Source organism: Bacillus sp. NPDC094106 (assembly GCF_044764345.1).
GTDB lineage: Bacteria > Bacillota > Bacilli > Bacillales > Bacillaceae_G > Bacillus_A.
Window position 1 is genome coordinate 48,234 of sequence record NZ_JBIWHY010000019.1, and the last position, 26,484, is coordinate 74,717.

Consider the following 26,484-nt stretch of genomic DNA (forward strand, 5'->3'; position numbering starts at 1 on the left):
ATCCCCTTACTTCGTTGTATTTCTCTCTATAATTTTAATCGGTAAACGATAATGTTCTGTTTCTAATGGATTTCCTTCCATTCGCTCTAGCAATAATTCTGTTGCAATTTTCCCCATTTCATAAATAGGTTGTGCAACAGTTGTAATAGATGGATACATCATTTCTGTTAAAGAAATACCATCAAATCCAATAATTTGTAAATCATTAGGAATCGCAACCCCTTTCTGCAAGGCAGCTTTTACGACACCGATTGCAATCAAATCATTTCCAGCTACAATACCATCAATATGCGGATACTCTTCTAGCAGTTCCATCGCTACCTGTTCGCTATTTGATGGATCAAATGTACTCTCAGCAATCATATATGAAAGACCACGTTGCGTAATAATATCCACAAAACCTTCAAAGCGTTCATTTGCTGTACTGACATCACGCGGTCCACGAATATGCGCAATATGTTTGCAGCCTTTTTCTAACAGTAACTTTGTCGCTTCTTGACTCCCTGCATAGTTATCTGCGTATACCGTAGGAATTCGCTCATTGAACATACGGTCAATCGCCACAACTGGTACAGATAAATTCATGTAATTCACACTATTTTGTGGGTTCGTTGCCACAATAAATCCATCTACGTTGTTTTGTCTAAGTACATCAATATACTGTTTCTCTTTTTCTAAACTTTCATCAGAATTACAAAGTACAACTGTATACCCTTGTTTATGTGCTACATCCTCTACGGCACGTGCAACTTCTGGAAAGAATGGATTGACGATGTTCGGAACAACTAAACCAATTAAACGAGACTTTTTATTATATAAAGAGCGTGCTACTGTACTCGGTTTATAATCTAACAGTTCAATTGCTCGTTCTACTTTTTTTAATGTATCTTCATGAACATATCCATTTTTATTTAATACTCTGGAAACGGTCGCAACAGATACTCCCGCTAATTTCGCAACATCTTTAATCGTACTCATTCTCTTCCCTCTCCATTTCATGTAACCGTTTACACAAAAGAATATAACGTATTTCTAAAAATACGTCAATCATTTCTAACTAAAAAAGATTATATGTTATACACAAAAGAAAAAAGCATCACCATAAGGCGATGCTTTCTTCTATTATGACTATGATACTTGTGTATCTTTTTCTTCTACAGCTGGCTTTTCTGCACCTTTTTTACGATCAGAAAGCTTGATTTTCTGTAAGAAAATCGTAAGTACAGCACCTACTACGATAAAGATTAATCCTGTTAGGAATACATTATGAAGTGAATCCACTAAAGATGTTTTTAAAATTGGTACAATCGTATTCGAAATTGCTTCTGGCATTTGTTTTAATGCTTCTGGACTAAATAGCATTGAATATAAGCCTTGTGGATCTGTATGAATCATATCTTTAAACTTCGTTACCATTTGCCCCGCTTCTGCTGGGAATGTATTTAATACAGGCAATAGTTTATTTGTTAATGTTGTACCTGAAGTGTTATTCATAATAGAACCTAAAATCGTAATCCCGAATGTTCCCCCGATTTGGCGGAAGAATTGGCTTGAAGATGTTACAACCCCAAGATCCTTTTTCGGGAAGCTTTCTTGTAATGCTAATGTTAATGTTGGCATTACAAGACCCATTCCTAAACCGATAATCATCATATAAGAAGTTGCAACAAGCTTACTTGTATGCATATCCATTGTTGTTAATAGCCAGAAACCACTAGCCATGATGAGCATCCCTGTAATAATTTGCGGCTTCACGCCTACCTTTAATACGAGCTGACCACCAATAATACTCATGACAATCATTGTAATCATCATCGGTGTCATAATCGTTCCTGATTCAGCTGCACTTACGCCAACGATTCCTTGCATAAAGAATGGAACGAACATAATTGCTCCAAACATTCCGATACTCATAAAGAAACCAATTGCGTTCAATAATGTAAATGTACGGTTTTTGAAGAAATGTATTGGTAAAATTGGTTCTTCTGCCTTTGTCTCTACAATTATAAAGCTTACGATACCAATTAAAGCAAGCGCAAATAATCCAATGATTTGCCAAGAATCCCATGCATAATCTTTTCCGCCAAATGTTAATGCAAGTAATAAACTCACAACGCCGAGAATCATAGTGAAAATCCCAGCGATATCAATTTTAATCGGACCTGTTTGTTTATGTGATTTTAAGCCCATTGCAATAAAGATCGTCGCTAAAATACCAACTGGCAAGTTAATATAGAATACCCATCTCCAGTTAACAGCATCAACAATCCAACCACCAACTTGTGGTCCAATTACAGAAGCAAGACCGTATAATGCTCCAAAAATCCCTTGCCACTTTGCACGTTCTTTTCCTGTAAACATATCCCCGATAATAATCATTGCCATCGGCATCATAATACCGCCGCCAAGACCTTGAATACCGCGGAAAATGATTAACTCCGTCATACCATTTGCCATACCACATAAAGCAGAACCAACCATAAAGGTAATTAACCCTGTTATATATACGGTACGACGTCCTAATAAATCCGCTAACTTACCAGCAATAGGTACAACTGTCGTTGATGTTAACATGTAAGCTGTTGTTAACCATGTCATTAAACTTAATCCACCTAGTTCACCAACAATACGTGGCATTGCTGTACCAACGATTGTTCCGTCTAATGCAGCAAATAACATAGCAATTACTAAACCGATTAGCAGCAGCTTTCTATTTTGATTTTCTTGTTGTTCCATGTAATCTCCTCAATTCATTTAGTTTCTCTCTTTTTCCTCAGATGCTCCGCAAATAATTGCTTCTAGTTTTTCACATAAGCGTAATAAGTCTTCTCTCTCTTGTAATTCTAATTGTGAAAAGTACTTTGCAATATGCTCATTACGAGCAGTCATCGCCTCTTCTACTACATCTTTCCCCTTCTTCGTCAGCTCAATTACTACAACACGGCGATCATTTTTGTCATGATAGCGCAGCACCAATTCTTGATCGATTAACCGATCAATCATCACTGTAATTGCACTTGGCTTCACATACATTTTTTTCGCCAGCTTCGTTGCTCTTGATGCACCGTAATGATCTAAAATTTTTAAAATATAAAACTGCGGTGGTGTCAGTCCGGATGCTTGCATTTGTTCTAGTAACTCTGTTTGCATTTTCTTTCCTATAGAGAATGCTAAAGCCTGAATTCTATCGATATGGGTCATATCATTTAGCATGTTATCCACCTCTTATTTAAGCAATAAAATATTTAACATGTTTAAATATTAATCTTTCTAATAAAATCCGTCAATACTTTTTATTTATAAAAGCGTTTACATTTTTGCCGTAAAGTTGTATAATATTTATCCAGGTAAACATTGACAGTCATAGAGCATAAGACTATACGGCTATGGAGCATAGAATGGGGGAGCCCTTTCTATATTCCATAGCCTTTTTTATTTTCTATGTCATAAAAATGTTCTCAATTAGTGAATACGGTACAAAAATGTTCGTTCAGACCGTTCTCCGCAAAGTTGGCGGTGAACTTATGGGCCACTTGTAACATTAGGACGATTCTGACTCGTAAATCGTCGATAAAGTATTTTCTATTTCCCACATATTCTTGCAATTTGAATTGATGTTTATGTACAAGTTATCATGCGTGATACACCGAAATCTTGTAGTTTACCACCTATTGAAGAGAATATCCTATAGATGCTTTCGGATGAACGGTGGATTCATTTTACTACTTGCCTCCTGCGCGCTTGCAATTGTCTTTCTTGTTCTTACTTTACATACAAGATCAGAAAAATTTTTTTCTAAAACAATCCTACAAGAAAAATTATTATATTTCACAAGAAACGAGAGACAGTTCTTTCCAAAATGTCTCTCGTTTTTTCTACATATATCTCTTTTTTCTTACAAATAATTTATCTCTTCTCCCCCTTGATTGTTAACGCTTTCAACACATACATTTGCTTTTGTGTTACTATATTTTTCTTTATATAAAGAGATTTTAGAATATTTTCTCAACTTTTTCTTGTCAAACAATGTCAATCTATATTAAAATAACGACAATGTATAAAATATTTAGTCTTTTCAGAAAGATGGAGGGATAGCTATGAAGAATCCACTTCTTCGCATTGAAAACTTACAGACTTCCTTTCGTATACAAGATCAGTATCATGCAGCAGTTGATAATGTATCCTTAACTGTTCATGAAAATGAAATTGTTGCGATTGTAGGTGAATCTGGGTGCGGAAAAAGTGCACTTGCCCTTTCCATTATGCGCTTGCATAATGAAGCAAATACAAAATTACAAGGGCAGCTTTATTATAAAGATAAAGATTTACTGACTATGTCGGCGACGGAAATGAATAAAGTTCGCGGTTCAAATATCGGGATGATTTTCCAAGAACCTCTTACAGCATTAGATCCTCTTATGACAGTTGGAAAACAAATCGAAGAAAACTTGGATTACCACACGAATCTTTCAAAAGCAGAAAAGAAAGAACGTGCATTAGAACTACTTCAACAAGTTGGTATTCCAAAACCAGAACTTACATATAAACAATATCCACATGAATTATCTGGCGGAATGAGACAAAGAATTGTTATTGCTATTGCGATCGCGTGTAAACCAGCACTCGTTATTGCGGATGAACCTACGACCGCTCTTGATGTAACTATTCAAGCTCAAATTTTAGATTTACTAAAATCCATTCAAGAACAAACGAAGATGGGCATCATTTTAATTACACATGATTTAAGCGTTGTTGCGGAAACTGCGGATCGCATTGTTGTTATGTATGCTGGACAAGTTGTAGAAACAGGAACGGTTGAAGAAATTTTTAATAACCCTCTTCATCCATATACACGCTCTTTATTAAATTCAATTCCATCTACATACGATGAAAAAGAAAAATTACATGTGATCCAAGGAGTTGTCCCGACATTAGCGAAGCTTCCTCGCAGCGGTTGCCGTTTCCAAGCTAGAATTCCATGGGTGACACCTGATCAACATGAAGAAAATCCAGTGTTACATGAAGCAAAACCAGACCACTGGGTACGTTGCACTTGCTACAAGCACTTTAACTTCCAGGATAAGAAAGGAGATGACGTAACTCATGGCACTGCTTAAAGTAACTGATTTAAAAGTACATTTCCCAATTAAGGGAGGCGTTTTCGGGCGCACCTTAGACTACGTGCGCGCTGTTGATGGCGTAAGCTTTGAATTACAGCCTGGCGAAACGTACGGAATCGTCGGTGAATCAGGTAGCGGAAAATCAACAACCGGTAAAGCAATTATGCATTTAACAAAAGCAACAGGCGGTAGCATTCTCTTTAATAACAAAGACTTAACAAAATTAAATCGTTCTGAACTGCGTGAACAGCGAAAAGATATTCAAATGATTTTCCAAGATCCGTATTCATCATTAAATCCAAAGAAACGTGTTCTCGATATTATAGCGGAACCGCTTCGAAATTTTGAGAAACTCTCACCTGATGAAGAGCGAAGAGCAGTGCAAGAATATCTTGATAAAGTTAACTTAAATCCAGAGTCTATTTATAAATATCCACATGAATTTTCCGGTGGACAAAGACAGCGGATTGGTATTGCACGGGCACTTACATTAAAACCAAAGCTTATTATTGCAGATGAACCAGTATCTGCGCTCGACGTTTCTGTACAAGCACAAGTTTTAAACTTCTTGCAAGATTTACAAGCAGAACTCGGATTAACATATTTATTTATTAGTCACGATCTAGGGGTAGTTCGCCATATGTGCGACCGCATCGGTGTTATGTACCGCGGACGACTTGTTGAGGAAGCAACAAGTACAGAAATTTATAACAATCCACAGCACATTTATACGAAGCGCTTAATATCAGCAATTCCTGATATTCGTCCTGAAAATCGAGAACAACAAAGTAAATTGCGCCGTCAAGTAAGTGCCGAGTACGAACAATCATACAAAAACTATTTCAACGAAAATGGCCGCGCCTATGATTTAAAACCAATCTCGCCAACACACCGGGTGGCATTACCATAAGGGAGTGATAAAACATGTGGAAATTTATACTACGAAGAGTCTTAATTATGATTCCGCAAGTATTTTTATTAAGTATACTGGTCTTCGCACTCGCTAAAGCAATGCCAGGTGATGCACTAACTGGCGCTGAAATTGCGAATCCAAAAGCTGATCCAAAAGTACTTGAAGAGCAACGTGAAAAATTAGGATTAAATGATCCTATTCCAACGCAATATGTCCGCTGGATTACACATGCGGTACAAGGTGACTTCGGCGTTTCCTATGCCCATAAATTAAAGGTAACCGATTTAATCGGAGAACGTCTTGGAAATACAGTATTGTTGGCTCTCCTTATTCTTATCCTTACTTACTTAATTGCAATTCCACTTGGCATAATAAGTGGACGCTGGAATGATACTTGGGCCGATCGCTTTATTACATTCTATAACTTTCTAGGATTCGGTACACCACTCTTTATTTTTGGGTTAGTTATGCTTTTCTTATTCGGATTTTTATTCCCAATTTTTCCAACAAGCGGTAGCGTAGATCCGCAAGCTGCAACAGGGTCGTTTGCTTACTATCTCAGTAAGTTTAATCACATGATATTACCAGCTTTATCTGGTGCATTAATTGCTACAGTTGGTACAGTACAATATTTACGAAGTGAAATTATTGATACGAAACATAAAGATTTTGTACGTACAGTACGAGCAAAGGGTGTTCCAGAATCAAAAGTTTATTCAAGACATATTTTACGAAATTCATTTTTGCCGATTGCTGCCTTTTTAGGATATGAAATTACAGGTTTAATTGGTGGGTCTATTATTCTAGAAAATATCTTTGGTTATCCAGGTATTGGACAATTATTTTTCCAATCCGTCACTCAACGTGATTTTAGTGTAGTAACCGCACTGGTTCTACTTACTGGATTTGCAACGCTACTTGGAACACTTCTTTCTGATATTATTCTAAGCATCGTTGATCCACGTATTCGTATTGATTAATAGAGGGGAGGAAAAATTATGTTAGCAACTGAAAAACAAACTGAAACGATTCATTACGAAAAAAGCCCCTCTGGTTTTTCCATTATGTGGCGCGAATTTCGTAAAGATAAATTAGCAATGTTTTCACTATTCTTTTTAGCAATTATATTACTAGCTGTCTATGCAACATCTTTTATTATGAAGCAAGAGGATATTGTCCGAGTTGATCTCCTTTCTATTTACGCTCCTCCTTCTGCTGAGCATTGGCTAGGAACGGATTATGGCGGACGAGATATTTTTGGACAACTTATTATTGGTACACGAAACTCATTTACAATTGGTTTAACCATTACCATACTCTCTAGTATTATTGGTCTTTCTATGGGGCTAATTGCCGGCTATTTCGGCGGAGTTGTTGATAACATCATTATGCGTTTTATTGACTTCATGATGATTTTACCATTTCTCATGTTGGTAATTGTATTTATTACAATTGTTCCAACTTTTAACATCACTGCATTTATTTTAATTATGACCGCTTTCTTATGGGTTGGAAAAGCAAGGTTAATTCGTTCAAAAGTATTAACTGAAAAAGAACTCGATTATGTATCAGCATCTAAAACGTTAGGAACACCCAACTGGAAAATTATCCTATTACAAATATTACCTAACTTAAGTTCTATTATTATCGTAAATATTACATTAAATCTTGCAGGAAACATCGGTATTGAATCTAGTTTAACTTACTTAGGCTTCGGTCTACCAGAAAGCACACCGAGCCTTGGTACACTAGTTAGTTATGCAACGAATCCTGATGTTCTGCAAGAAAAATGGTGGATTTGGTTACCTGCATCAATCATGATTTTAGTATTGATGCTGTGTATAAATTTTATTGGTCAAGCGTTAAAACGCTCGGCTGATGCAAGACAAAGAAAAGGATAAGGGGAGGAACGATTATGAGTAAACCAAAATTCTACAAAGTATTAAGTACACTAGCAGTTTCAACGTTATTACTATCTGCGTGTGGGGGCGGAGATAGTAGTAAAAAAACGAGCAGTACACAAAAAGCAGAAACAGATAAATTTAGTACTGTTGTTAAAAATGATAAAAAAGAAGTTCAAGATGGCTCACTCACATACGCTCTTGTTTCAAACACACCATTTGAAGGTATTTTAAGCAGAGTTATGTATTCAGGGAACCCAGATTCTGAAGTTATTGATTTATTTGATGAATCATTATTATATACAGACAAAAACTGGGAAATTAATAACGAAGGTCCTGCAACTTATACCATTTCAGATGATAAAAAAACAATTACAATTAAGATTAAAGATAACGTGAAATGGCACGATGGTAACCCTGTAACCGCTGAAGATTTAGAATATTCTTACCTCATTATGGGTAATAGTAAGTATACTGGTGTTCGTTACGATACACAAATGCAAATGATTGAAGGCATGGAAGACTACCATGCTGGTAAAACAGAAAAAATCTCTGGTATTAAAGTAATTGATCCAAAAACAATTTCGATCACGTATAAAGAAGTAAACGCTTCTCTGAAAACAGGTATTTGGACAGCTCCTACTCCTAAAAAATATTTAGGTGATGTGCCAATTGAAAAATTAGCAGAGTCCGATAAAGTTCGTAAAAATCCAATTGGTTTCGGTCCATTTAAAGTGAAGAAAGTTGTTCCTGGTGAATCTGTTGAATTTGAACGCTTTGACGATTACTGGGGTGGAAAACCGAAACTTAAAAATTTAACACTAAAAGTTGTGAATCCATCTATCGTAAATGCATCATTGAAAAAAGGTGATATTGACATTGCAAAAGTAAATGCAGATCAATATCCAAACGTAAGTAAATTGAAAAACACACAATTAATTGGTAGAACAGACTTGTATTATAGCTATATCGGATTCAAATTGGGACATATGGACAAAGAGAAAAAAGAAGCTGTAATGGATAATGATAAATTTAAAGATGTTCGCTTACGTCAAGCAATGGCATACGCAATTGATCGTAAAGAACTTGGTGATAAAATCTATCACGGACTTCGTTTCCCAGCTAACTCACCAATTCCACCATCTATGCCAAAGTTCCATAACAACAATGTTGGTTCATATGATAAAGATGTAGACAAAGCGAAAAAATTATTAGATGAAGCTGGCTATAAAGATACAAATGGCGATGGAATTCGTGAGGATCCAAAAGGACAAGAATTTAAAATTAATTACTTAGCTATGAGTGGTAGTGAAACAAGCGAACCACTTGCAAAATTCTTTATTCAATCTTGGAAAGATGTCGGCTTAAAAGTTGAACTTCTTGATGGACGTTTACACGAATTTAACTCCTTCTACGATATGATTAAGAAAGATGATCCAAAGATTGATATCTTCGGCGGTGCTTTTGGTACAGGTTCTGACCCTGACCTTTCTGGCCTTTGGGCAAAAGATGCTTCCTTCAACTATACACGTTGGGTAAATGACAAAAATACTGAATTACTAAAAGATGGTATTTCTGAAAAAGCTATTGATGATAAATACCGTAAAGACGTATACGATAAATGGCAAAAATTAATGCATGATGAAGTACCGATGATCCCACTTCATTATCAATTTGAATTAACAGGCGTAAACAATCGTGTTAAAAACTATGACATTGCTCCAGGTACAAAATTAACATGGAAAGATGTTGCTGTTACAAGCGAAAAACCTGAAGTAGAGAAATAAAATAAAAATAGCTCCTGGCACTGAGATATATGCTAGGAGCTATTTTTCATTTGTACGCATTACTTTCTTGCAGTTGATCATCATCATTTCCCTTCTATTCGTACAATCCATATTCTTAAAACATGTGTTGAACCAACTTAACAGCAATAGCCAGCATGACAGAACCAGCAAAACCTCCTAAACAGATAATACTTACTCCTTGGCTATACGATAAATTTTGAAATTCTTTCATTTCTTTCGTCCTCCCATTCGTTCATTTGATATCTTTATTTTATCAATGGAAGAAAGTTTAAAACATCGATTTTGCTAACAACTGTCTTACAATATTGTAAGATTTCTACCTACTAAAAAACAGACAGCATCATTGCTGCCTGCTACTTTACAATCATCACCGGACATTTCACTCGTTTGGCTACTTTATGACTGACACTACCAAGTACCATTTCCTGCAATGTATTTAATCCCCTACTCCCTACTATAACAAGATCGATGTCTCCTGTATTTACGTATTGAACAAGTGTCTCCCCTGGATCTCCATGTAAAATAGTAATTTTATACGGCACCTCTTCTTGCTGTAATACTGCCTCTATTTCTCTTAATCTATCTTTTCTACTAGCTGCAATTGTTTCTATATCTGTTTCCCCTTGAATAATATCTGTTTTTGCTGTTCCGTTATTTACGACATAGACAACTTCAACGTTTGCTTCTGTATTATATTTTGCAATATTTGCCGCATGTTTCGCTGCACGAAACGCATTTCCTGAACCATCGCATGCTAGTATAATCTGCTTGTACATATGCTGAATCCCCTTTCAGTATCATAATCGTATTATAATACAAAAATCCCCTTTCTGGCCTTCCAAAAGGGGATTCATCGTTCACTCGCAGTTTGCTTATTATAAGTAGCTAATTCTACGAACTATATACATTCATTTTCATTTTTCAACATATAGATCGCTGCTATACAGAATAAAACATGACCTGTACTTTGGTTTCACCCTAGCATGTGGCAGGAAAAGGCCCTGATCGCTTCTATACATGGCCAGATGCTCTCGTCCATCTAAAAAGAAAGGCGTTTTCAGGTCGTTTTTTCAACTTGGATTTATATACGTTCATTTAACCCTATTTATTTACTCGCATACCATTTTGCTCGTACTTCATAGCCACTTTATCAATTGCTGCTACAGCCGAATTATCCTATACATGTGAATGTTTCACGTGAATCTTTTTCATGTTTATTGCACATAGGACAGCACTAATTTTACTATAAAAAAGTTTTCTAAATGAGAAAGGTGTTGCTCCATCGCAGCACCTTTCTCATTTAATGTCCACTATGTCCCTCACCATTTTCCTGGACAATCTCTAATCTCTCATCTAATATTCCTTGCGTTTCAAACGAAATATTTTCTGTATTCCCCAATACGAAACCATGATTATATGGTCCTAACGTTGGATCATCCTTAAACTTCGGCTGGATTGTTGCCAGTAAATCATACACTGGTTGCGAAACCTTCCCTTTATCTAATAATAGAACAGGTGCATGTTTCCCCATATGTGAAAACGGCGCGCCAGCAATTGCTAAATCCGGTGTTTCTGTTGAAACAAATGAAACGCCATGCCCTGGTTTTGTGAATCCCCAGCCAAATTTCGTTTTCTCATCTTTGAACTTAGCAAAGGCGATAGCGTTTTCTGTTGGAGTTTCTCCGCTAATACGCATTACTTTCCCATACTTCTCTAACTGTTTCTCTACCTCTTTTGAAATAACTTTTTCTGGCCCTAAAACATATATATTCGCCTTCCCTTTTCTTGCTTTTAACGCCTCAATTGTCGCTTCCGGCACTTTATCTTTTCCTACATATAAAAGAGGCTCCGGCATATGCGCAATCCAGCTCACAGCTGGGGTGGTATATAAACGACCTTCTTCTTCAGACGAACCAATAATAACGCTATCTGGGTACTTCCCTGTTATATCGGCATACTCTTTATCAACATCTTTTGCAAAAGTCGCTGGATCCGTTTCTTTTATTTGTTTTACCTTATATTCTTTCAGTTGGTCTAATACAGAAGATTCTACATCCCCCATCACCATAATTTGTGTTCCATCTTTTGTTCCGAGCGGATTTAATCGTTTGATTTCTTGTAACGTAGCCTCTGGGATACTTTCTTTATTTATAAATAAAATAGGTCCATTGTTTGGATGATGAATAAGATCCGCACTAGCAACCCCAAGTTGCCACTGGTTAGCTGGTACTAAAATCACTGCTCCCGGTTGATTCTCTTTATGAGTCGCTGACCAAATTGTCTGTGATGTTAATACTGCCATTTGCACAGGATCATTTGTATTCAGTCTTGTTATATTTTTTAAACTTGTTGTTAACAAGTTACTCGATGCATTCGCATTCATTTCTTTTGGTGCCATCGCTTCATGGTTCATTTTCATTTCTTTCTGATGCTCATTCTTCTGCTCTTTTGCACCTTCCGTTTTCTTTTGTTCCGTACTTGTTTGCCCGCACGCTGCAAGTCCAATTGTTGCAATTATTGTCATACTCAAAACTCGAGCTGTTTTTTGCACTATATCCCCTCCACATCTATCATTTTTTGATCCTATATCCTTTACCTAAAATGTAAATTTCAACTATACGATAACAAGCAATTCTGAAGAAATTATGCAGACGCATCATAATTCTCACCATTTCTTCCCGATTTTGCGTTACACTATATATATAAAGTTGAATATAAAATCAGTAGGGAGTTCTTCATCCCACACTGATTATTGGCCCTCACCAGTCGGGCTTTTGCTGGCCGTTCATGCGAGATAACGAATACATATATACATCAATCCTCTTTTTAGGCGTGAGAGAGCATCTGGCCATGCATAGAAGCAGTCAGGGCTTTTTTCTGTCACATGCGAAGTAAAAACAGAAAGAGCCAACGAGTGTAGGTTACTTCTTGTTCTGCATAGCAGGGATGTAGATGTCGAAAAATTAAAATGGATTTATACAAATACGGAGGATATTTCTATGATTGATATACTACTCGTAGATGATGAACCAAGAATGCTAGAATTATTAACCCTGTATCTTACTCCTAGAGGATATAACTGCCTCTCTGTAACTTCAGGACAAGAGGCGATTTCCTATATAGAAAACCAAAGTTTTAAGTTCGTTCTTCTCGATATTATGATGCCGAAAATGGATGGATGGGAAACTTGCAAAAAAATCCGTTCATTTAGCAATATCCCTATTATTATGGTGACCGCTCGAGACCAAACGATAGATGTTGTTCAAGGATTAAAAATCGGAGCTGATGATTACATAACGAAGCCTTTCCATGAAGATGAGCTATTCGCACGAATTGAAGCTGTCCTGCGCCGCACGAATCAGCATGAGCAAATACAATATAGAGGGATTTTATGGGATGAGGCAAAACACTTTATTTCTGTTTATGAACAACAGATTTTGCTTACACCAATTGAATTTTCTTTACTTGGATTATTTTTGCGCCATGTGGATTATGTACTCAGCCGTGATCAACTCATTGAACGAATTTGGGGATTAAACACAAATACAGAAGATCGTACAATAGATTCTCATATTCGTAATTTACGTGATAAATTACGAAAGGCCGATTTTCCAATTGATGCACATTTAAAAACAGTGTATGGGGTTGGCTATCGATGGATTGATACTAAAAACAAAGGAGTAGTGCAATGAAACGAATTTCTGTTCAACTTGGATTTTATTTTTTGATTGTTACCCTTTTAATTGAAAGCGTCCTATTCTTATCACTTTACTACAGCCTTGTCAATACGAGAGTAAATGAAGAGATGACAGCATTATTAAAGCGTGGAAACAGCCACCGAGATGTACTTGAGAAGTATTTTGATTCGCAAACAATCTCTCATGTCGCATTAATGGAGTCAGAAGCTGAAACAACGGTTGTCATTACAAATGCTGATAAAAAGGTATTGGCTAAGTCGAATCAGATAGATTCCACTATCAAGAAACATATTACAGAAATGACAACAAGTACGAATCATAACGGAACCATCATAGAAAATCATTGGAAAACCGCTAATTATATATGTACAGTTAGCCCTATTGTAATTGAAGGCAAGACAGAAGGTTATGTGTATATGTTCAATCGAACAAGTTCGATTAAACATATGATTGATGGACTAACAAAGCAGTTTATCATTGCCGGTATCGTTACTTTTATATTAACAGCTATTACAATTTTCTTACTATCACGCTTATTAACAAAACCGCTCCTTCGTATGAAGCATGCTACTGAAAAAATGAGTCGCGGTGATTTATCTGTCTCTTTAACTACTACTCGAAACGATGAAATTGGCGAACTTGCAGCGTCTATTCAAACACTTGCAAGTGATCTACATTATATGAAAAAAGAACGAAGTGAATTTTTAGCAAGCATCGCTCATGAATTAAGAACACCTTTAACTTATGTAAGAGGATATGCAGATATTGTGTTAAAAGAAGAGACATCGCCTAGGCTGCGCCAAAGATATTTAACAATTATCAAAGACGAATCTGATTATATTACCAATTTAGTACAAGACTTATTCTTGCTTGCTCAACTGGAAAAGCACAATTTTTCGATTCAAGTAAAGGAAGTACATTTACAAACCTTTCTTACTCGCATTGTTACAAAATTAAATATTATGTCTGAAGAAAAACATATCGACGTTGCTTTAATATGCCCTTCTTCACTCTCTATACCTCTTGATGAGCAACGCTTTGAACAAGTTATCGTTAATATTTTAACCAATGCGTATAGATATTCAGCTGAACATTCTGAGATTACAATCTCTGTTACAAACCATCAAACACATATTGAAATTTCCATTCAAGATACAGGTGAAGGCATTCCAGAAGAAGATATTCCTCACATTTTTGAACGCTTTTATCGCGTTGATAAAGCAAGATCGCGTGCTACTGGTGGAACTGGATTAGGACTTACCATTGTTAAAGAAATCGTAGAACTACATGATGGAAATATTACTGTTGAAAGTAAAATAGATGAAGGAACTTGTTTTACTATTGCTTTACCGCACAAAAAAGAGAGTGAATCTATATGATTCTACTCTCTTTTTTCTCTTACTCATTTTCAATTAGCTCAATTGTTTCTGTAATCTTTATACTCTCTTTCACGGATTGAGCAATCGTACAATTCTTCACTGCAAGTTCTAATGCCTTCTCTAACTGTACTTGTGTCATTCCTGTTGCTTTTATTTTATAGTGCAAATGAATACTTTCCACCGGTCTTGGTAAAACTTCACTTCTTCCAATTTCAGTTTCAATTGTAAATACATCATATGGAATACGCTTTTTTTCTAAAATCGTTCGAAAAACGATTGCACTACATCCTGCAATAGAGGAAACGAGTAATTCTAACGGTGTATATCCGCTTTCTTTGCCAATTTGTAATTGTCCATGTGAAAGTTCTGTACTTATATCATCATGCTTGACTGTTAGTTTCATATGTTTTTCCCATCTCCACTTTCGTAATTTTCTGCCGTTTCTTATTCATATAATAATACACATAGCAGAAAATAATAAATGGAATCCCGCAATACAGTGCCATACGCTGTTCTGGGATAAACGCTAAACTAATGACAACAATGCTATTTGTAATTAACGCTAAAATAGGGACAATCGGATATAATGGTGTTTTATATTTTAAGTCCTCTACCTTTCCGCCACCCTTTACGTACTGACTTCTAAAGCGAAGTTGTGACAATGCAATGATTATCCAACTTGCAACTGCTGATAATCCAGCAACAGATAGTAAATACATATATACCGTATCTTCTGCAAAAATACTTGTTAATAGAGATAATGCTGCTACCGCAATTGTAACCACTAACGCTGTAATTGGAATACCACGCTTATTTACCTTTTTGAAAGAAATTGGTGCCATTCCTTCATTTGCAAGTGACCATAGTATACGTGTTGCTGCATATAACCCTGAATTCGCTACAGATAATAAAGCAGTGATAATAACAAAATTCATAATATCTGCTGCATATGGAATACCGATTTTATCAAATACAACAACGAATGGACTTTCAATAATTCCCGCATCTTTCCATGAAATTAATCCTACTAAAATCGTCATTGTTAAAATAAAGAATAACATAATGCGCCATACTGTATTGCGAATTGCCCGCGGGATTGTTTTTTCTGGTTCTTGACTCTCTCCTGCTGCAATCCCGATTAACTCTGTTCCTTGGAATGAAAAGTTAACTGTAATCATTGTAAGAATTACAGCACCCACTCCATTCGGGAACAATCCGCCATCGCTCACAAAGTTAGAAAAAAGAGGCGCTGCTTCTTTTCCGTCATATGGTAAAAATCCCAATAACGCACTACCTCCAAGAACAACAAATGCAATAATTGTAATAACTTTAATACTTGAGAACCAAAACTCTAATTCAGCATAACTCTTTGCTGAGATAGCATTTGACATATATAAAATAACCCCAAATACGAGGCACCATACCCAAACATCTACAGATGGAAACCATCTTTTCATCATTAAACCGATTGATGTTAACTCTAAACCAACTGTAACTGCCCATCCAAGCCAGTACAGCCACCCAATCATAAATCCTGTTCCTGGACCGATAAATTTCGTTGCGTATTTTTGGAAAGAACCAGAAACCGGCATCGCTACCGTTAGCTCACCAAGGCAAAGCATTGTTAAATACATAATAAATCCACCAACTAAATAAGAAAGAATCGCTCCCCCTGGTCCTGCTTGGTGAATGGTATAGCCTGATCCAAGAAAAAAACCTGTTCCGATTACACCTCCAAGTGCAATCATAAATAAATGTCTACTCTTCATCGTTCGATGTAAGTTCTCGTTCGTTGTTTGCTGCATCGTAATCCTCCCCTACAAATACCCTCTATCTCTTTTTAAAATTTTCTGATAACAAAAATATACACGAAAGCGGTTACAATTTCTATATAAAATTAAAACTTTTCTGATAAAACAATATATTTTTTCATTATCCAGAGATAACTATCCTAGTTTTAGGTAAATAAGGGGTTATTAGGTAAAAAATCTCACACCATCATTGCATGTAAGAATTAACGAATTTCTAATCTTCTAGATACAAGTGATAATCCATAATTCACAATGAAATACATACAAGCTGCCAACATAAATGTAGGAATCATATAATTCACATTCTGGCCATTAATAATTTGGGCATTATGCATAAGCTCTGGCAATGAAATCACAACCGCTAGTGACGTGTCCTTCAATAACGAAATAAATTGACTAACAAGCGGTGGTACCATGCGTCTTAATGCTTGTGGCAAAATAATGTGCCAAAGCGTTTGCACATATGATAAACCTGAGGCACGCCCTGCTTCAATTTGTCCTTTTTCAATTGATAATAAACCGCTGCGAACAATTTCTGAAATCATCGCTGCTTCAAATATCGTTAAAGCGACGATAGCCGCCGTTTTAATCTCTAGTTTCAGCCCCGCTTCCGGGAGTGCAAAATACGTAAAGAAAATAATTAAAAGCAGCGGTAAGTTACGAATGATTTCAACAATAACAGCTAATAATTGCGATACAACAGGCATTTTTGTATAACGCAAGGTTCCAACTATACTACCAATAATAAAACTAAGTAAAATAGCTATAACAGCTATTTCTAACGTCACAAATAACCCTTTTAATAAAAATAGAAAATGATCCCCTGTATAAGCACCTCGAAAATCCATCTACACCGCTCCCTTCGCCAAGCGTTTCTCAAAATAACGCACAAGCATACTAAGCGGTACAGTTAAAAGTAAATAAAACATACCGACAAATATATATACATCAAATGTAACGAATGTTCTCGTTGAAATTAAATCTCCTTGATACATTAAATCCGCTCCGGCAATAATCCCAAGGATAGAGGAGTTTTTCACTAAATTAAGAAATTGATTTCCTAGCGGCGGGATTACAATTTTAATAGCCTGTGGTAACACGACATAATACATTGCTTGTACGTATGTTAAACCAGAAGAACGTGCCGCTTCCATCTGCCCTTTTGCAACTGACATAATTCCAGCCCGAATTGCTTCTGCAATAAAAGCAGCCGTGTATATCGTCAGTGCAGCCGTTCCCGCAACGAATCCATTTAATGTGACACCTATTACTGGAAACGCAAAATAAAACGCAAACGCAATTAAAACGATCGGGATATTTCGAACAAACTCTACGTAAGCTGTACCAATCCAATTCAGAACTCGAATGGGCGCAATTCGCATCACCGCCATCATAACGCCAAGAATAAAACTTCCAATTAGTGCTACAACACTAGACATCACTGTATATTTAAATCCTTCTAAATACAGATCCATATTATTTGTCAAAATAGAAAAATCAGGCAAGCGTTCCCCCCTCTTTCTTTACAAGAAGAGGATGAGTATCTCTCATCCTCTTACTCTTCCTATCATCTATATCAATCCACTTTAATTCTTCAACATATAAGTCAGTGCTATGAAGAACAAAAGGTGACCTGCACTCACTTGGCATGGGGCAGGGCGAGGATATGACCGCTTCTATGCAGGATTGGATGCTCTCTCCCACCTAAAAAGATAGGTTTTATGTCGTTTTTTCAATTTGTATTTATCTATTTCTCTGGCTTTTCACCAATCCATTTCTCATATAACTTGTCATACTCTCCATTCGCTTTCATTTCTTTTAATACATCATTTATCTCTTTCGTTAAATCTGTTGCACCTTTTTGAACAGCAATTCCATACGGTTCATCCGTAAAGATTTTTCCAACGACTTGGTAATTTGCATCTTGTTTTGCCATTCCATATACAATCGCATTATCTGTTGTAAGTACATCTCCCTGACCTGCTTTTAATGCTGTAAATGCCTCACTATAATTTTCAAATTCTAGTACCGTTGCTTCCGGTGACTTTTGACGAATATTATTTGTAGATGTAGAGCCTTTTACCGCTAATACTTTTACACCCTTTTTCACATCATCAACACTTTTAATATTACTTCCCTTTTTCACAAGTAAAGATTGACCAGCTTTAAAATATACATCTGAAAAATCAACCTCTTTTTTACGTTCTTCCGTAATTGTCATCGTGGCAATAATCGCATCAATATCCCCATTTTTCAACATTGGAATACGCGTTTTAGAAGTCACTTCTTTTAACTCTAATTTGTTCTCATCTCCAAGAATTTTTTTTGCAAGCGCCTTTGCTATATCAACATCAAATCCCTCTACGTTTCCGGTTGAAGGATTTTTTAATCCAAACAAATTCGTATCATTTTTCACACCAACTACTAATTTTCCACGTTTCTTAATCTGTTCCACAACTCCGCCTTGTTTTGTATTTGTTTCTTTTTCCTCTTCTTTTTTATTTCCACATCCTGCAACAATCAGCGTAAATAAACAAGCAAAGACAATAAGGGTGAACATTTTTTTCATTTTAATCATCGTGTTCCTCCTCTAATGATTTAGCACTCGTCTTAAAAATAACCGTGCCCTTTCCTGTTCTGGGTTAACAAAAAAAGCTGTTGGCGTCGTATCCTCGATAATCTGTCCTTCATCCATAAATAAAATTCGATCTGCTACTTCACGTGCAAATCCCATCTCATGCGTTACAACAACCATTGTCATTCCTTCTTTAGCTAGTGCTTTCATAACATCAAGTACTTCACCAATCATTTCGGGATCAAGCGCAGATGTCGGCTCATCAAACAGCATAATTTCTGGCTGCATCGCTAACCCCCTAGCAATCGCTACCCTTTGTTGCTGTCCACCAGATAATTGATGTGGATATACACCTGCTTTTTCTGGAATCCCTACCTTTTCCAAATAAAACATAGCCGTTTTCTCAGCCTCTTCTTTTGAAATCTTATTCACCTTAATCGGTGCTAATGTAATATTTTGAAGTACTGTTTTATGTGGATATAAATAAAAATGCTGAAAAACCATCCCTATATTTCTCCGCAATTGATTCATATCCGTTTTGGTATGATGCACTTCCACACCTTGTACGATTAATTCTCCATCTGTAATTGTTTCAAGTTGATTTATACAGCGCAGCAATGTACTCTTTCCTGATCCTGAAGGACCTACAATAACAACGACCTCACCCTTTTTGACTTGGAGATTAATACTTTTTAAAACTTGGAAGTTACCATAATATTTATTTACATCACGAAACGCAATCAACACACTCCCCCCTTCCCCTACAAAGCATGTACATTCTTTTTATATTCAAAAACGCCCTAAAAAATAACCATATAAATCCATTTTGATTTTTCGACATCTACATCCCTGCTATGCAGAATGAAAAGTAACCTACACTCATTTTCTCGTTCTGTTTTTACTTCGCATGTAGCAGAAAAAGGCCTTGACCAGATACTCTCTCCCACCTAAAAAGAGAGGCTTTATGTCGTTTTTTAATTGATGTATATGCAGATTCTCCGTTTTGCAAACAAAAAAAAGCAAAGGGAGCTTCCCTTTGCTTTTTTGTTTCTCTCTTCTTATGACACGTCTTCTTTTTTATCTTTTCTGTATTCATGCTCCCAGAAATCAGCATTTTTGATTCCTAATTCTTGCGGGACAAACACAGGATCTTTTCCTTCTTTTTTCTGTTTTTCATAGTCCTTTAATGCAAGGAGAGCTGGCTTCTGTAAGAATAAAATCGCAATAATGTTAATCCATGCCATAATCCCTACACCAATATCACCAAGAGCCCAAGCTGTTTCTGCTGTTTTCACGCAGCCATAGAATACAACTCCTAGAAAAACGAATTTTAATATAAGCGACATCCACGGACGATTTTTATCACGATTTAAATAGGCAATATTTGTCTCTGCGATGTAGTAATACGCCATAATTGTTGTGAAAGCAAAGAAGAATAGAGAAATAGCTACGAAACCGCTTCCAAACCCAGGAAAAACAGATTCTACTGCCGCCTGTGTATATCCAGGACCTGGCTGTGCACCATTTAGCTTATTTACGATGAAGTTTTTTCCGCTTGCATCAAATACGTTATACATGCCTGTAATAATCATCATAAATGCTGTTGCTGAACAAACAAATAATGTATCAATGTAAACGGAAAATGCTTGCACTAAACCTTGTTTAGCTGGATGCGATACTTCAGCAGCTGCAGCAGCATGTGGACCAGTCCCTTGTCCTGCCTCATTTGAATAAATACCACGTTTTACGCCCCAAGAAATTGCTAAACCAATAATCCCACCAAAAGCAGCTTCTAAAGCAAATGCACTTTTTAAAATCAACATAAACGCTTCTGGTAATTTTTCAATATTCATAGCTACAATTACGCAAGCTACAAGAATATATCCAACTGCCATAAATGGCACAACAACTTGCGCTACGTTAACAATTCGCTTAACTCCTCCAAAAATAATAAGCGCTAATACAACTACTAATACCGCTCCTGATACAGATGTACTAATACCAAAAGCTGTTTCCAAACTTACAGCAATACTATTTGCTTGAACACCTGGTAGTAACGTTCCAGTTGCTAGAATTGTCGCCGCAACAAATACGAGAGCGTACCATTTAATTCCTAGTCCTTTTTCAATGTAGTAAGCTGGGCCACCACGGAATTGACCTTGGTGCTTCGTCTTGTATATTTGTGCAAGCGTCGATTCTACATAAGCAGACCCTGCACCTAAAAAAGCTACCGCCCACATCCAAAATACAGCCCCTGGGCCACCAAATGCGATTGCTGTTGCAACACCAGCAATATTTCCTGTTCCTACGCGCCCAGATAATGAGAGTGCTAGCGCTTGGAATGAAGAAACACCCGCTTCTGATTTTTCCCCTTGAAATGTAAGCCTCACCATTTCGCCCACATGTCTAACTTGTAAAAATCTCGTTCGAATTGAAAAATATAAACCTACGCCTAAACATAAATAAACAAGTGCGGGACTCCATACAATATTATTTAACCAATTTACGAAAGTCTCCAAATTATTCCCCCTCCCCATTTTATAAAGAATATTCAGAATATATATAAAATTATAAATGTATATGTAATCTATGACAATATTATTTTAATAAAGCAAACATATTTTTGCATAAAAAAACAAAATATATATACAGTTTGATTTTCCAGCATATAAATCGCTGCTATGAAGAACAAAAAGTGACCTGTACTCGTTTTCTCTCTTTGTTTTAACTTGGCATGGGGCAGGAAAAGGATCTGACCGCTTCTATGCATGGTCGGATCCTCTCTCCCACCTAAAAAGAGGAAAAAGTATGTCGTTAGTTATCCTACATACTTTTTCCTCTTATATCTGTATTATATATTCACAATCGGCTGTTGATTTATAATTCGTTCATACAGCGTTTCTGATAGTTCAAGAAGATTCTTCGGCATTTCTTTCCCCTTAAATTTTTTTTGAATCGTGCCATACAAACCGATATCACGAAGTCTAAAAAATAAAGGTAACGAATCATACCAAACTTCTGCTAATTGGTGTTCAGATTCATATCCTTTTCTTACTATCTTTAATTGATTACGAGCAAACAATGTTTTCTCTTCTTCTGTCCCATTTGTTGTAAGAGCAGAATAATAAATAACCATTGCCAGATCATGAATAAAATAATTATAAGTTGCATCATCAAAATCAAAAATCGTCAATTCTTTCCCATCATAATGGAAGTTTCCTTGGTGAATATCACCATGCATAAGTCCAAAAGTTTCCTTTTCTATCGGAAGTGTCTTTATCTTATCAATTAATGCATATGCAATCTTTTTTACTTGTTTATCCTCTAATTCCCCAATAATTGCTTTTTCGTCTATGTCCCATGTATCACGGTATTCTGTTTTAGGAGAATTCATTGTAAGACGATGGAGTTGACCAATTGCTTTTCCCCACGCTTCAAATAAATTCTCTCCCCAATAAATAGATGTTGCGTCTTTTACGCTTTCTCCTTTTGCATATGAAAAAAGAGAAGCATAAAAGAAAGTTCCGTCTGCTGCTTGTATCTCTTCTACCAGTTTTTTAGATTTTGAATAATGTGGTCCCGCAACCTTAGCTCCGTTCTCTCCAAGATAGCGTAAAAAATGTAGTTCCGCTTCTACTTGCTTGTTAGAACGATGAGAAGAGTGCGTCAATCTTAGTACATAAGATACTCCCTTTTCATCCTCTGCACGAAAAATATAGTTTTCAAAATCTCCAAGCGGAGTTTCTTCCACCTTAACATGAAATACATTTGCTGCTTCTTCTAAAATTTCATTGGTGAAAACTCGTTCTACAGCTATTTCCATATGTAGTCCCTCCTTTATGTATTCCTCTATTTAATTCGGCATGAATGTGAAAAATACTGCTTCATCAATTAAGAAACCGACATAAGTCCCCTCTTTTTGGGTGGGAGAGAGCATCTGACCATGCATAGAAGCGGTCAGATGCTTTTTCTGCCACATGCGAAGTAAAAACAGAACGAGCAAACGAGTGTAGGTTACTTTTTGTTCTACATAGCAGGGATGTAGATGTCGAAAAATTAAAATGGATTTATATAAAATCCCCCTTGTCACCTTCTCATTCTCTTTGTATTACATTCAACTGCCAACTCCTCACTTATTTTCCTACAAAAGGAAAATAAGTATAAATATTTAATCAAATATCCGCATTTTTATAAAAAATTTTATATTTTTCTTTTCATTCTAAAAAACATGTAGTATACTAACTTCAAAATCAGAGGAGAAAGGGAGCAAAGAACTATGCTTACTTATACAACTATAGTTACATTTGCACAAAAACATCATCATCATACGTAAACCCTTGAAACCTAGCGGAAAAAATTACGCGTAGGTACAAGGGTTATTCCCGTTGTACCTACGTTAGGCAAAGAGCCATGTAGGTATTTTTTATCTACATGGCTCTTTTTTATTTGTTAAAGCGCTAGTAAAAAAGTGATGAATAAGCAAAACTACAACAAAGGAGATAGACAATCATGGAAACAAAAAAATGGGGTTTATGGATTTTAACAGCATTCGTTGTTGGTAATATGGTTGGAGGCGGCGTATTCATGCTTCCAGCAAATTTAGCACAAGTATCAGGCCCAATGGGATCTACACTTGCCTGGAGTATTACAGGTCTTGGTGTATTTATGATTGCACTTGTATTCGGAAATCTTGCAGTACGTAAGCCGGAGCTAAAGGCCGGACCGCAAAGTTACGCACAAGCAATGTTTCCCTCTCAAAAAGCAGGTAAAGTTGCTGGATATAGCATGGCATGGGGATACTGGGCTGCGAACTGGGCTGCAACTGCTTCTGTTATCATTTCCTTTGCAGGATATTTATCTACATTCTTCCCCGTTTTACAAAGTAAGCAAGTTCTTTTTTCAATAAGCGGGTTTTCATTGGAGCTTGGAAAGGGATTAACCTTTGCTGTATGTAGTGTTATATTATGGGGCATTCAATATATTCTTTCTCAAAACATCGATAGAGCCGGAAACATGAATCTCCTTGCAACAATCGCAAAAATTATCGGATTTACAATGTTCATCGTTATTACATTATTTATTTTTAACGCTTCTAATTTCGGTGATGGTCAAACTTTTATGAATGAAGCTGGAAAATCAATCCCGTTAAGTGGACAAATAAATTCTGCTGCTATTGCAACACTTTGGGCATTTATCGGAATCGAATCAGCTGTTATGTTGTCTAACCGTGCAAAGTCACAGCGTGATGTAAAAAAAGCAACGATTTTCGGATTAATTATTGCACTTCTTATTTACATGGCAATTACATTACTAACAATGGGTGCTCTTCCGCAAGATGCTTTAAAAGAGTCTCAAAAACCATTGGTAGATGCTTTAAACTTAGCAATTGGTAATAAAGGTGCTTACATTATGGCATTCCTTGCACTTGTATCATTATTCGGATCTACTGTCGGTTGGATCGTTGTTAGTTCAGAAGTACCTTATCAAGCGGCAAAGAATGGACTTTTCCCGAAATTTTTTGGAAAAACAAATAAAAAAGGCAGTCCTTCAAAATCACTGCTAGTTACAAATATTATGACGCAAATTTTCTTATTTTCAACAATCTCCGGCACTGTTTCAGAAGCATATAGTTTTGCCATTGTTGTTGCAACTTTAGCTTATTTAATTCCATACCTTGTTTCTACCTTATATCAATTAAAACTAGTTATTACAGGGGAAACATACGATATAACACCAGGATCTCGAGTAAAAGATGGAATCATTACCTTACTTGCACTTCTATATTCTATTTGGGTTATCAAAACTGGAACTGCTGATTTAAAAACATTTTTCTTAGGAATTGGATTATTTGTACTAGGGCTTATTCTTTATCCGATTTTGATGAAAAATTCCTCTACTCCCGTTTCAGAACAACCGAATAACAAAGTAAGCTAATACGAATACAAAAGAAGCTGTCAGCACCATCCAAATACAATAGATGGTTCGCTCACAGCTTCTTTTTTCAATTAATGAATTTTATGATGTTCCAACTGATACTCTTTTCGAGTCAATAAAACGAGAGAAAGTCCTCCCATTAACAACATCACAATTAATGAAATGACTCCAATCCAATGGAAATGCTCCCAAAAGTAACCACTAAATGAACCAACAAAACTTGAACCTAGATAATAAAATAACAAATACAATGCAGCAGCCTGTGCTTTATTTACATCTGCATATTTTTCAATCGATGCACTAGCAATGGAATGACTTCCAAAGAAACCAAATGTAAAAATGGATAAACCGACAATTTTTATAACAAGGCTTGGAACGAGTGTCACTAATGCTCCTATCATCATAATCGTAATCGAAACCATAAGTGTAAATGTTCTACCATATTGATCTGCCTTTTTCCCCATAAATACAGAGCTAAACGTTCCTATCACATATACAATAAATAAAAATCCAATGAGCGTTTGACTTAATGAATATGGCGGCTCCTGTAATAGAAACCCAATATAATTGTACAGTGTGACAAAGCTACCCATAAGTGTAAATCCAAGTAAGATGGTTGCCACTAATTGTTTGTTTTTAAAATGTATAGTATACGCATTCCACATAGAGCGAACATGAACTGCTTTTTTCTTAGAGTTCATTGGAGTAGGTAATGTACGCCAAAATAGAATACTACAGATGACCGTAATAATCCCAAGTAACCCTAATGCAACTCTCCATGACGAAAGATCCGTTGCAATGCCAATAAAAATACGACCAGTCATTCCTCCTATCCCATTACCACAAATATAGAGCCCCATAACTTTTCCTAATCCACTTGGCTCAAATTCTTCTCCAATATAAGTCATTGCAATAGAAGGCAAGCCTGCTATACATATCCCAAGTAATCCTCTTAACAAAACAAGCGTGATAAAATTAGGACTAAATGCTGTCAGTGTCCCAATTATAGAGGTCAAGAATATGGATAATATCATGATACGTTTTCGACCAATTACGTCTGAAATTGATGCTGCAATCAGCATCATAATTGCCATTGTACCTGTTGTAATAGATAATGTTATACTTGCTGCTGCTGCGGAAACATGAAACTCTTTTGCTAATATAGGCAATAATGGCTGCGTTGCATACAGCGTAGCAAATGTAACAAATCCGCCAAGAAACAATGCTATGCTAGCATTTGTATGTGTCTTTGTTCCTTTTTGGATATAAGTCATTGCAATCTCCTCTTTTCCTATCAAAACTACCTTCTTTATGCTACGCTTCCTTTATCTATGTGTCTAATTTA

General features: G+C 36.2%; 22 protein-coding genes and 2 pseudogenes. 8 read left to right on the forward strand and 16 right to left on the reverse strand.

Features of this window, described 5'->3' with window-relative positions:
* Positions 1 to 6: 6 nt before the first annotated feature.
* The 3 genes from ACIQ7L_RS22830 to ACIQ7L_RS22840 all read right to left on the reverse strand — a co-directional run bounded on the left by ACIQ7L_RS22830 (position 7) and on the right by ACIQ7L_RS22840 (position 3,213).
* Positions 7 to 978, reverse strand: coding sequence for a LacI family DNA-binding transcriptional regulator (locus ACIQ7L_RS22830; RefSeq protein ID WP_400571880.1), 972 nt, complete (start codon positions 976 to 978; stop codon positions 7 to 9).
* Between the two features lie 150 nt (positions 979 to 1,128).
* Positions 1,129 to 2,736, reverse strand: a complete 1,608-nt coding sequence (locus ACIQ7L_RS22835; RefSeq protein ID WP_400571882.1) for an MDR family MFS transporter — start codon at positions 2,734 to 2,736, stop codon at positions 1,129 to 1,131.
* 18 nt (positions 2,737 to 2,754) lie between these two features.
* A complete protein-coding gene (locus ACIQ7L_RS22840; protein ID WP_400571884.1) occupies positions 2,755 to 3,213 on the reverse strand; it encodes a MarR family winged helix-turn-helix transcriptional regulator in 459 nt (152 codons plus the stop codon).
* Positions 3,214 to 4,097: 884 nt separating this feature from the next.
* Between ACIQ7L_RS22840 and ACIQ7L_RS22845 the strand changes: the two genes are divergently transcribed.
* From ACIQ7L_RS22845 to opp4A, 5 genes are read left to right on the forward strand one after another with little or no spacing between them, the layout of a single operon-like run.
* Positions 4,098 to 5,117 carry an ABC transporter ATP-binding protein gene (locus tag ACIQ7L_RS22845; RefSeq protein WP_400571886.1) on the forward strand — a complete coding sequence of 340 codons (1,020 nt, stop codon included), beginning with the start codon at positions 4,098 to 4,100 and terminating at the stop codon, positions 5,115 to 5,117.
* Positions 5,104 to 6,030 (forward strand): ABC transporter ATP-binding protein, encoded by a 927-nt coding sequence (locus ACIQ7L_RS22850; RefSeq protein ID WP_400571888.1) that lies wholly within the window; start codon positions 5,104 to 5,106, stop codon positions 6,028 to 6,030. The genes ACIQ7L_RS22845 and ACIQ7L_RS22850 overlap by 14 nt, the downstream gene beginning before the upstream one ends.
* A 14-nt stretch (positions 6,031 to 6,044) precedes the next feature.
* Positions 6,045 to 7,013 carry an oligopeptide ABC transporter permease gene (opp4B, locus tag ACIQ7L_RS22855; RefSeq protein ID WP_400571890.1) on the forward strand — a complete coding sequence of 323 codons (969 nt, stop codon included), beginning with the start codon at positions 6,045 to 6,047 and terminating at the stop codon, positions 7,011 to 7,013.
* Positions 7,014 to 7,031: 18 nt separating this feature from the next.
* Positions 7,032 to 7,934, forward strand: coding sequence for an ABC transporter permease (locus ACIQ7L_RS22860; RefSeq protein WP_400571892.1), 903 nt, complete (start codon positions 7,032 to 7,034; stop codon positions 7,932 to 7,934).
* Between the two features lie 14 nt (positions 7,935 to 7,948).
* Positions 7,949 to 9,721, forward strand: a complete 1,773-nt coding sequence (gene opp4A / locus ACIQ7L_RS22865) for an oligopeptide ABC transporter substrate-binding protein (protein ID WP_400571894.1) — start codon at positions 7,949 to 7,951, stop codon at positions 9,719 to 9,721.
* Positions 9,722 to 9,836: 115 nt separating this feature from the next.
* Here the strand turns inward: opp4A and ACIQ7L_RS22870 are convergent, their stop codons facing one another.
* The 4 genes and pseudogenes from ACIQ7L_RS22870 to ACIQ7L_RS22885 all read right to left on the reverse strand — a co-directional run bounded on the left by ACIQ7L_RS22870 (position 9,837) and on the right by ACIQ7L_RS22885 (position 12,266).
* Positions 9,837 to 9,953, reverse strand: coding sequence for a DUF4027 family protein (locus ACIQ7L_RS22870; protein WP_400571896.1), 117 nt, complete (start codon positions 9,951 to 9,953; stop codon positions 9,837 to 9,839).
* Positions 9,954 to 10,095: 142 nt separating this feature from the next.
* Positions 10,096 to 10,518 (reverse strand): universal stress protein, encoded by a 423-nt coding sequence (locus ACIQ7L_RS22875; protein ID WP_400571898.1) that lies wholly within the window; start codon positions 10,516 to 10,518, stop codon positions 10,096 to 10,098.
* A 305-nt stretch (positions 10,519 to 10,823) separates the two neighbouring features.
* A pseudogene (locus ACIQ7L_RS22880) lies at positions 10,824 to 10,981 on the reverse strand (sodium-independent anion transporter); the annotation flags it as partial.
* A gap of 61 nt (positions 10,982 to 11,042) precedes the next feature.
* Positions 11,043 to 12,266: a cell wall-binding repeat-containing protein gene (locus tag ACIQ7L_RS22885; RefSeq protein WP_400571974.1), complete on the reverse strand. Its 1,224-nt coding sequence runs from the start codon at positions 12,264 to 12,266 to the stop codon at positions 11,043 to 11,045.
* A gap of 475 nt (positions 12,267 to 12,741) precedes the next feature.
* On the opposite strand from ACIQ7L_RS22885, the gene ACIQ7L_RS22890 reads away from it, so the two are divergent.
* A complete protein-coding gene (locus ACIQ7L_RS22890; RefSeq protein ID WP_400571899.1) occupies positions 12,742 to 13,434 on the forward strand; it encodes a response regulator transcription factor in 693 nt (230 codons plus the stop codon).
* Entirely contained in the window at positions 13,431 to 14,819 is a 1,389-nt protein-coding gene (locus tag ACIQ7L_RS22895; RefSeq protein WP_400571901.1) for a sensor histidine kinase, read from the forward strand. The genes ACIQ7L_RS22890 and ACIQ7L_RS22895 overlap by 4 nt, the downstream gene beginning before the upstream one ends.
* Positions 14,820 to 14,838: 19 nt before the next feature.
* Here the strand turns inward: ACIQ7L_RS22895 and ACIQ7L_RS22900 are convergent, their stop codons facing one another.
* The 8 genes and pseudogenes from ACIQ7L_RS22900 to ACIQ7L_RS22935 form a co-directional block, all read right to left on the reverse strand.
* Entirely contained in the window at positions 14,839 to 15,222 is a 384-nt protein-coding gene (locus tag ACIQ7L_RS22900; RefSeq protein ID WP_400571903.1) for an OsmC family protein, read from the reverse strand.
* A complete protein-coding gene (locus ACIQ7L_RS22905) occupies positions 15,200 to 16,624 on the reverse strand; it encodes an amino acid permease (RefSeq protein WP_400571905.1) in 1,425 nt (474 codons plus the stop codon). The genes ACIQ7L_RS22900 and ACIQ7L_RS22905 overlap by 23 nt, the downstream gene beginning before the upstream one ends.
* 209 nt (positions 16,625 to 16,833) lie before the next feature.
* The gene (locus ACIQ7L_RS22910; protein ID WP_400571907.1) at positions 16,834 to 17,478 is read right to left on the reverse strand and encodes an amino acid ABC transporter permease; all 645 of its coding nucleotides are present in this window, start codon (positions 17,476 to 17,478) and stop codon (positions 16,834 to 16,836) included.
* The gene (locus ACIQ7L_RS22915) at positions 17,479 to 18,135 is read right to left on the reverse strand and encodes an amino acid ABC transporter permease (RefSeq protein ID WP_400571909.1); all 657 of its coding nucleotides are present in this window, start codon (positions 18,133 to 18,135) and stop codon (positions 17,479 to 17,481) included. It lies immediately after the preceding gene.
* A gap of 242 nt (positions 18,136 to 18,377) precedes the next feature.
* The gene (locus tag ACIQ7L_RS22920; protein ID WP_400571911.1) at positions 18,378 to 19,208 is read right to left on the reverse strand and encodes a glutamate ABC transporter substrate-binding protein; all 831 of its coding nucleotides are present in this window, start codon (positions 19,206 to 19,208) and stop codon (positions 18,378 to 18,380) included.
* Between the two features lie 12 nt (positions 19,209 to 19,220).
* Positions 19,221 to 19,972 (reverse strand): annotated as a pseudogene (locus ACIQ7L_RS22925) (amino acid ABC transporter ATP-binding protein).
* A gap of 291 nt (positions 19,973 to 20,263) precedes the next feature.
* Complete coding sequence (locus ACIQ7L_RS22930) at positions 20,264 to 21,724, reverse strand: alanine/glycine:cation symporter family protein (protein WP_400571913.1); 1,461 nt, start codon at positions 21,722 to 21,724, stop codon at positions 20,264 to 20,266.
* A gap of 332 nt (positions 21,725 to 22,056) precedes the next feature.
* Positions 22,057 to 23,028, reverse strand: a complete 972-nt coding sequence (locus ACIQ7L_RS22935; protein WP_400571915.1) for a phosphotransferase enzyme family protein — start codon at positions 23,026 to 23,028, stop codon at positions 22,057 to 22,059.
* A 686-nt stretch (positions 23,029 to 23,714) separates the two neighbouring features.
* Between ACIQ7L_RS22935 and ACIQ7L_RS22940 the strand changes: the two genes are divergently transcribed.
* A complete protein-coding gene (locus ACIQ7L_RS22940; RefSeq protein WP_400571917.1) occupies positions 23,715 to 25,139 on the forward strand; it encodes an amino acid permease in 1,425 nt (474 codons plus the stop codon).
* 71 nt (positions 25,140 to 25,210) lie between these two features.
* Here the strand turns inward: ACIQ7L_RS22940 and ACIQ7L_RS22945 are convergent, their stop codons facing one another.
* A complete protein-coding gene (locus tag ACIQ7L_RS22945; protein ID WP_400571919.1) occupies positions 25,211 to 26,413 on the reverse strand; it encodes an MFS transporter in 1,203 nt (400 codons plus the stop codon).
* Positions 26,414 to 26,484: the final 71 nt, after the last annotated feature.

What these genes read in the sequence shown, in the direction of transcription:
- ACIQ7L_RS22905 (WP_400571905.1), bottom strand. Translation starts at nt 16,624, where the DNA reads ATGCAGCAAACAACGAACGAGAACTTACATCGAACGATGAAGAGTAGA.
- opp4A (WP_400571894.1), top strand. Translation starts at nt 7,949, where the DNA reads ATGAGTAAACCAAAATTCTACAAAGTATTAAGTACACTAGCAGTTTCA.
- ACIQ7L_RS22900 (WP_400571903.1), bottom strand. Translation starts at nt 15,222, where the DNA reads ATGAAACTAACAGTCAAGCATGATGATATAAGTACAGAACTTTCACAT.
- ACIQ7L_RS22875 (WP_400571898.1), bottom strand. Translation starts at nt 10,518, where the DNA reads ATGTACAAGCAGATTATACTAGCATGCGATGGTTCAGGAAATGCGTTT.
- ACIQ7L_RS22940 (WP_400571917.1), top strand. Translation starts at nt 23,715, where the DNA reads ATGGAAACAAAAAAATGGGGTTTATGGATTTTAACAGCATTCGTTGTT.
- ACIQ7L_RS22850 (WP_400571888.1), top strand. Translation starts at nt 5,104, where the DNA reads ATGGCACTGCTTAAAGTAACTGATTTAAAAGTACATTTCCCAATTAAG.
- ACIQ7L_RS22835 (WP_400571882.1), bottom strand. Translation starts at nt 2,736, where the DNA reads ATGGAACAACAAGAAAATCAAAATAGAAAGCTGCTGCTAATCGGTTTA.
- ACIQ7L_RS22945 (WP_400571919.1), bottom strand. Translation starts at nt 26,413, where the DNA reads ATGACTTATATCCAAAAAGGAACAAAGACACATACAAATGCTAGCATA.
- ACIQ7L_RS22935 (WP_400571915.1), bottom strand. Translation starts at nt 23,028, where the DNA reads ATGGAAATAGCTGTAGAACGAGTTTTCACCAATGAAATTTTAGAAGAA.
- ACIQ7L_RS22860 (WP_400571892.1), top strand. Translation starts at nt 7,032, where the DNA reads ATGTTAGCAACTGAAAAACAAACTGAAACGATTCATTACGAAAAAAGC.
- opp4B (WP_400571890.1), top strand. Translation starts at nt 6,045, where the DNA reads ATGTGGAAATTTATACTACGAAGAGTCTTAATTATGATTCCGCAAGTA.
- ACIQ7L_RS22920 (WP_400571911.1), bottom strand. Translation starts at nt 19,208, where the DNA reads ATGATTAAAATGAAAAAAATGTTCACCCTTATTGTCTTTGCTTGTTTA.
- ACIQ7L_RS22910 (WP_400571907.1), bottom strand. Translation starts at nt 17,478, where the DNA reads ATGGATTTTCGAGGTGCTTATACAGGGGATCATTTTCTATTTTTATTA.
- ACIQ7L_RS22885 (WP_400571974.1), bottom strand. Translation starts at nt 12,266, where the DNA reads ATGACAATAATTGCAACAATTGGACTTGCAGCGTGCGGGCAAACAAGT.
- ACIQ7L_RS22840 (WP_400571884.1), bottom strand. Translation starts at nt 3,213, where the DNA reads ATGCTAAATGATATGACCCATATCGATAGAATTCAGGCTTTAGCATTC.
- ACIQ7L_RS22890 (WP_400571899.1), top strand. Translation starts at nt 12,742, where the DNA reads ATGATTGATATACTACTCGTAGATGATGAACCAAGAATGCTAGAATTA.
- ACIQ7L_RS22845 (WP_400571886.1), top strand. Translation starts at nt 4,098, where the DNA reads ATGAAGAATCCACTTCTTCGCATTGAAAACTTACAGACTTCCTTTCGT.
- ACIQ7L_RS22830 (WP_400571880.1), bottom strand. Translation starts at nt 978, where the DNA reads ATGAGTACGATTAAAGATGTTGCGAAATTAGCGGGAGTATCTGTTGCG.
- ACIQ7L_RS22895 (WP_400571901.1), top strand. Translation starts at nt 13,431, where the DNA reads ATGAAACGAATTTCTGTTCAACTTGGATTTTATTTTTTGATTGTTACC.
- ACIQ7L_RS22870 (WP_400571896.1), bottom strand. Translation starts at nt 9,953, where the DNA reads ATGAAAGAATTTCAAAATTTATCGTATAGCCAAGGAGTAAGTATTATC.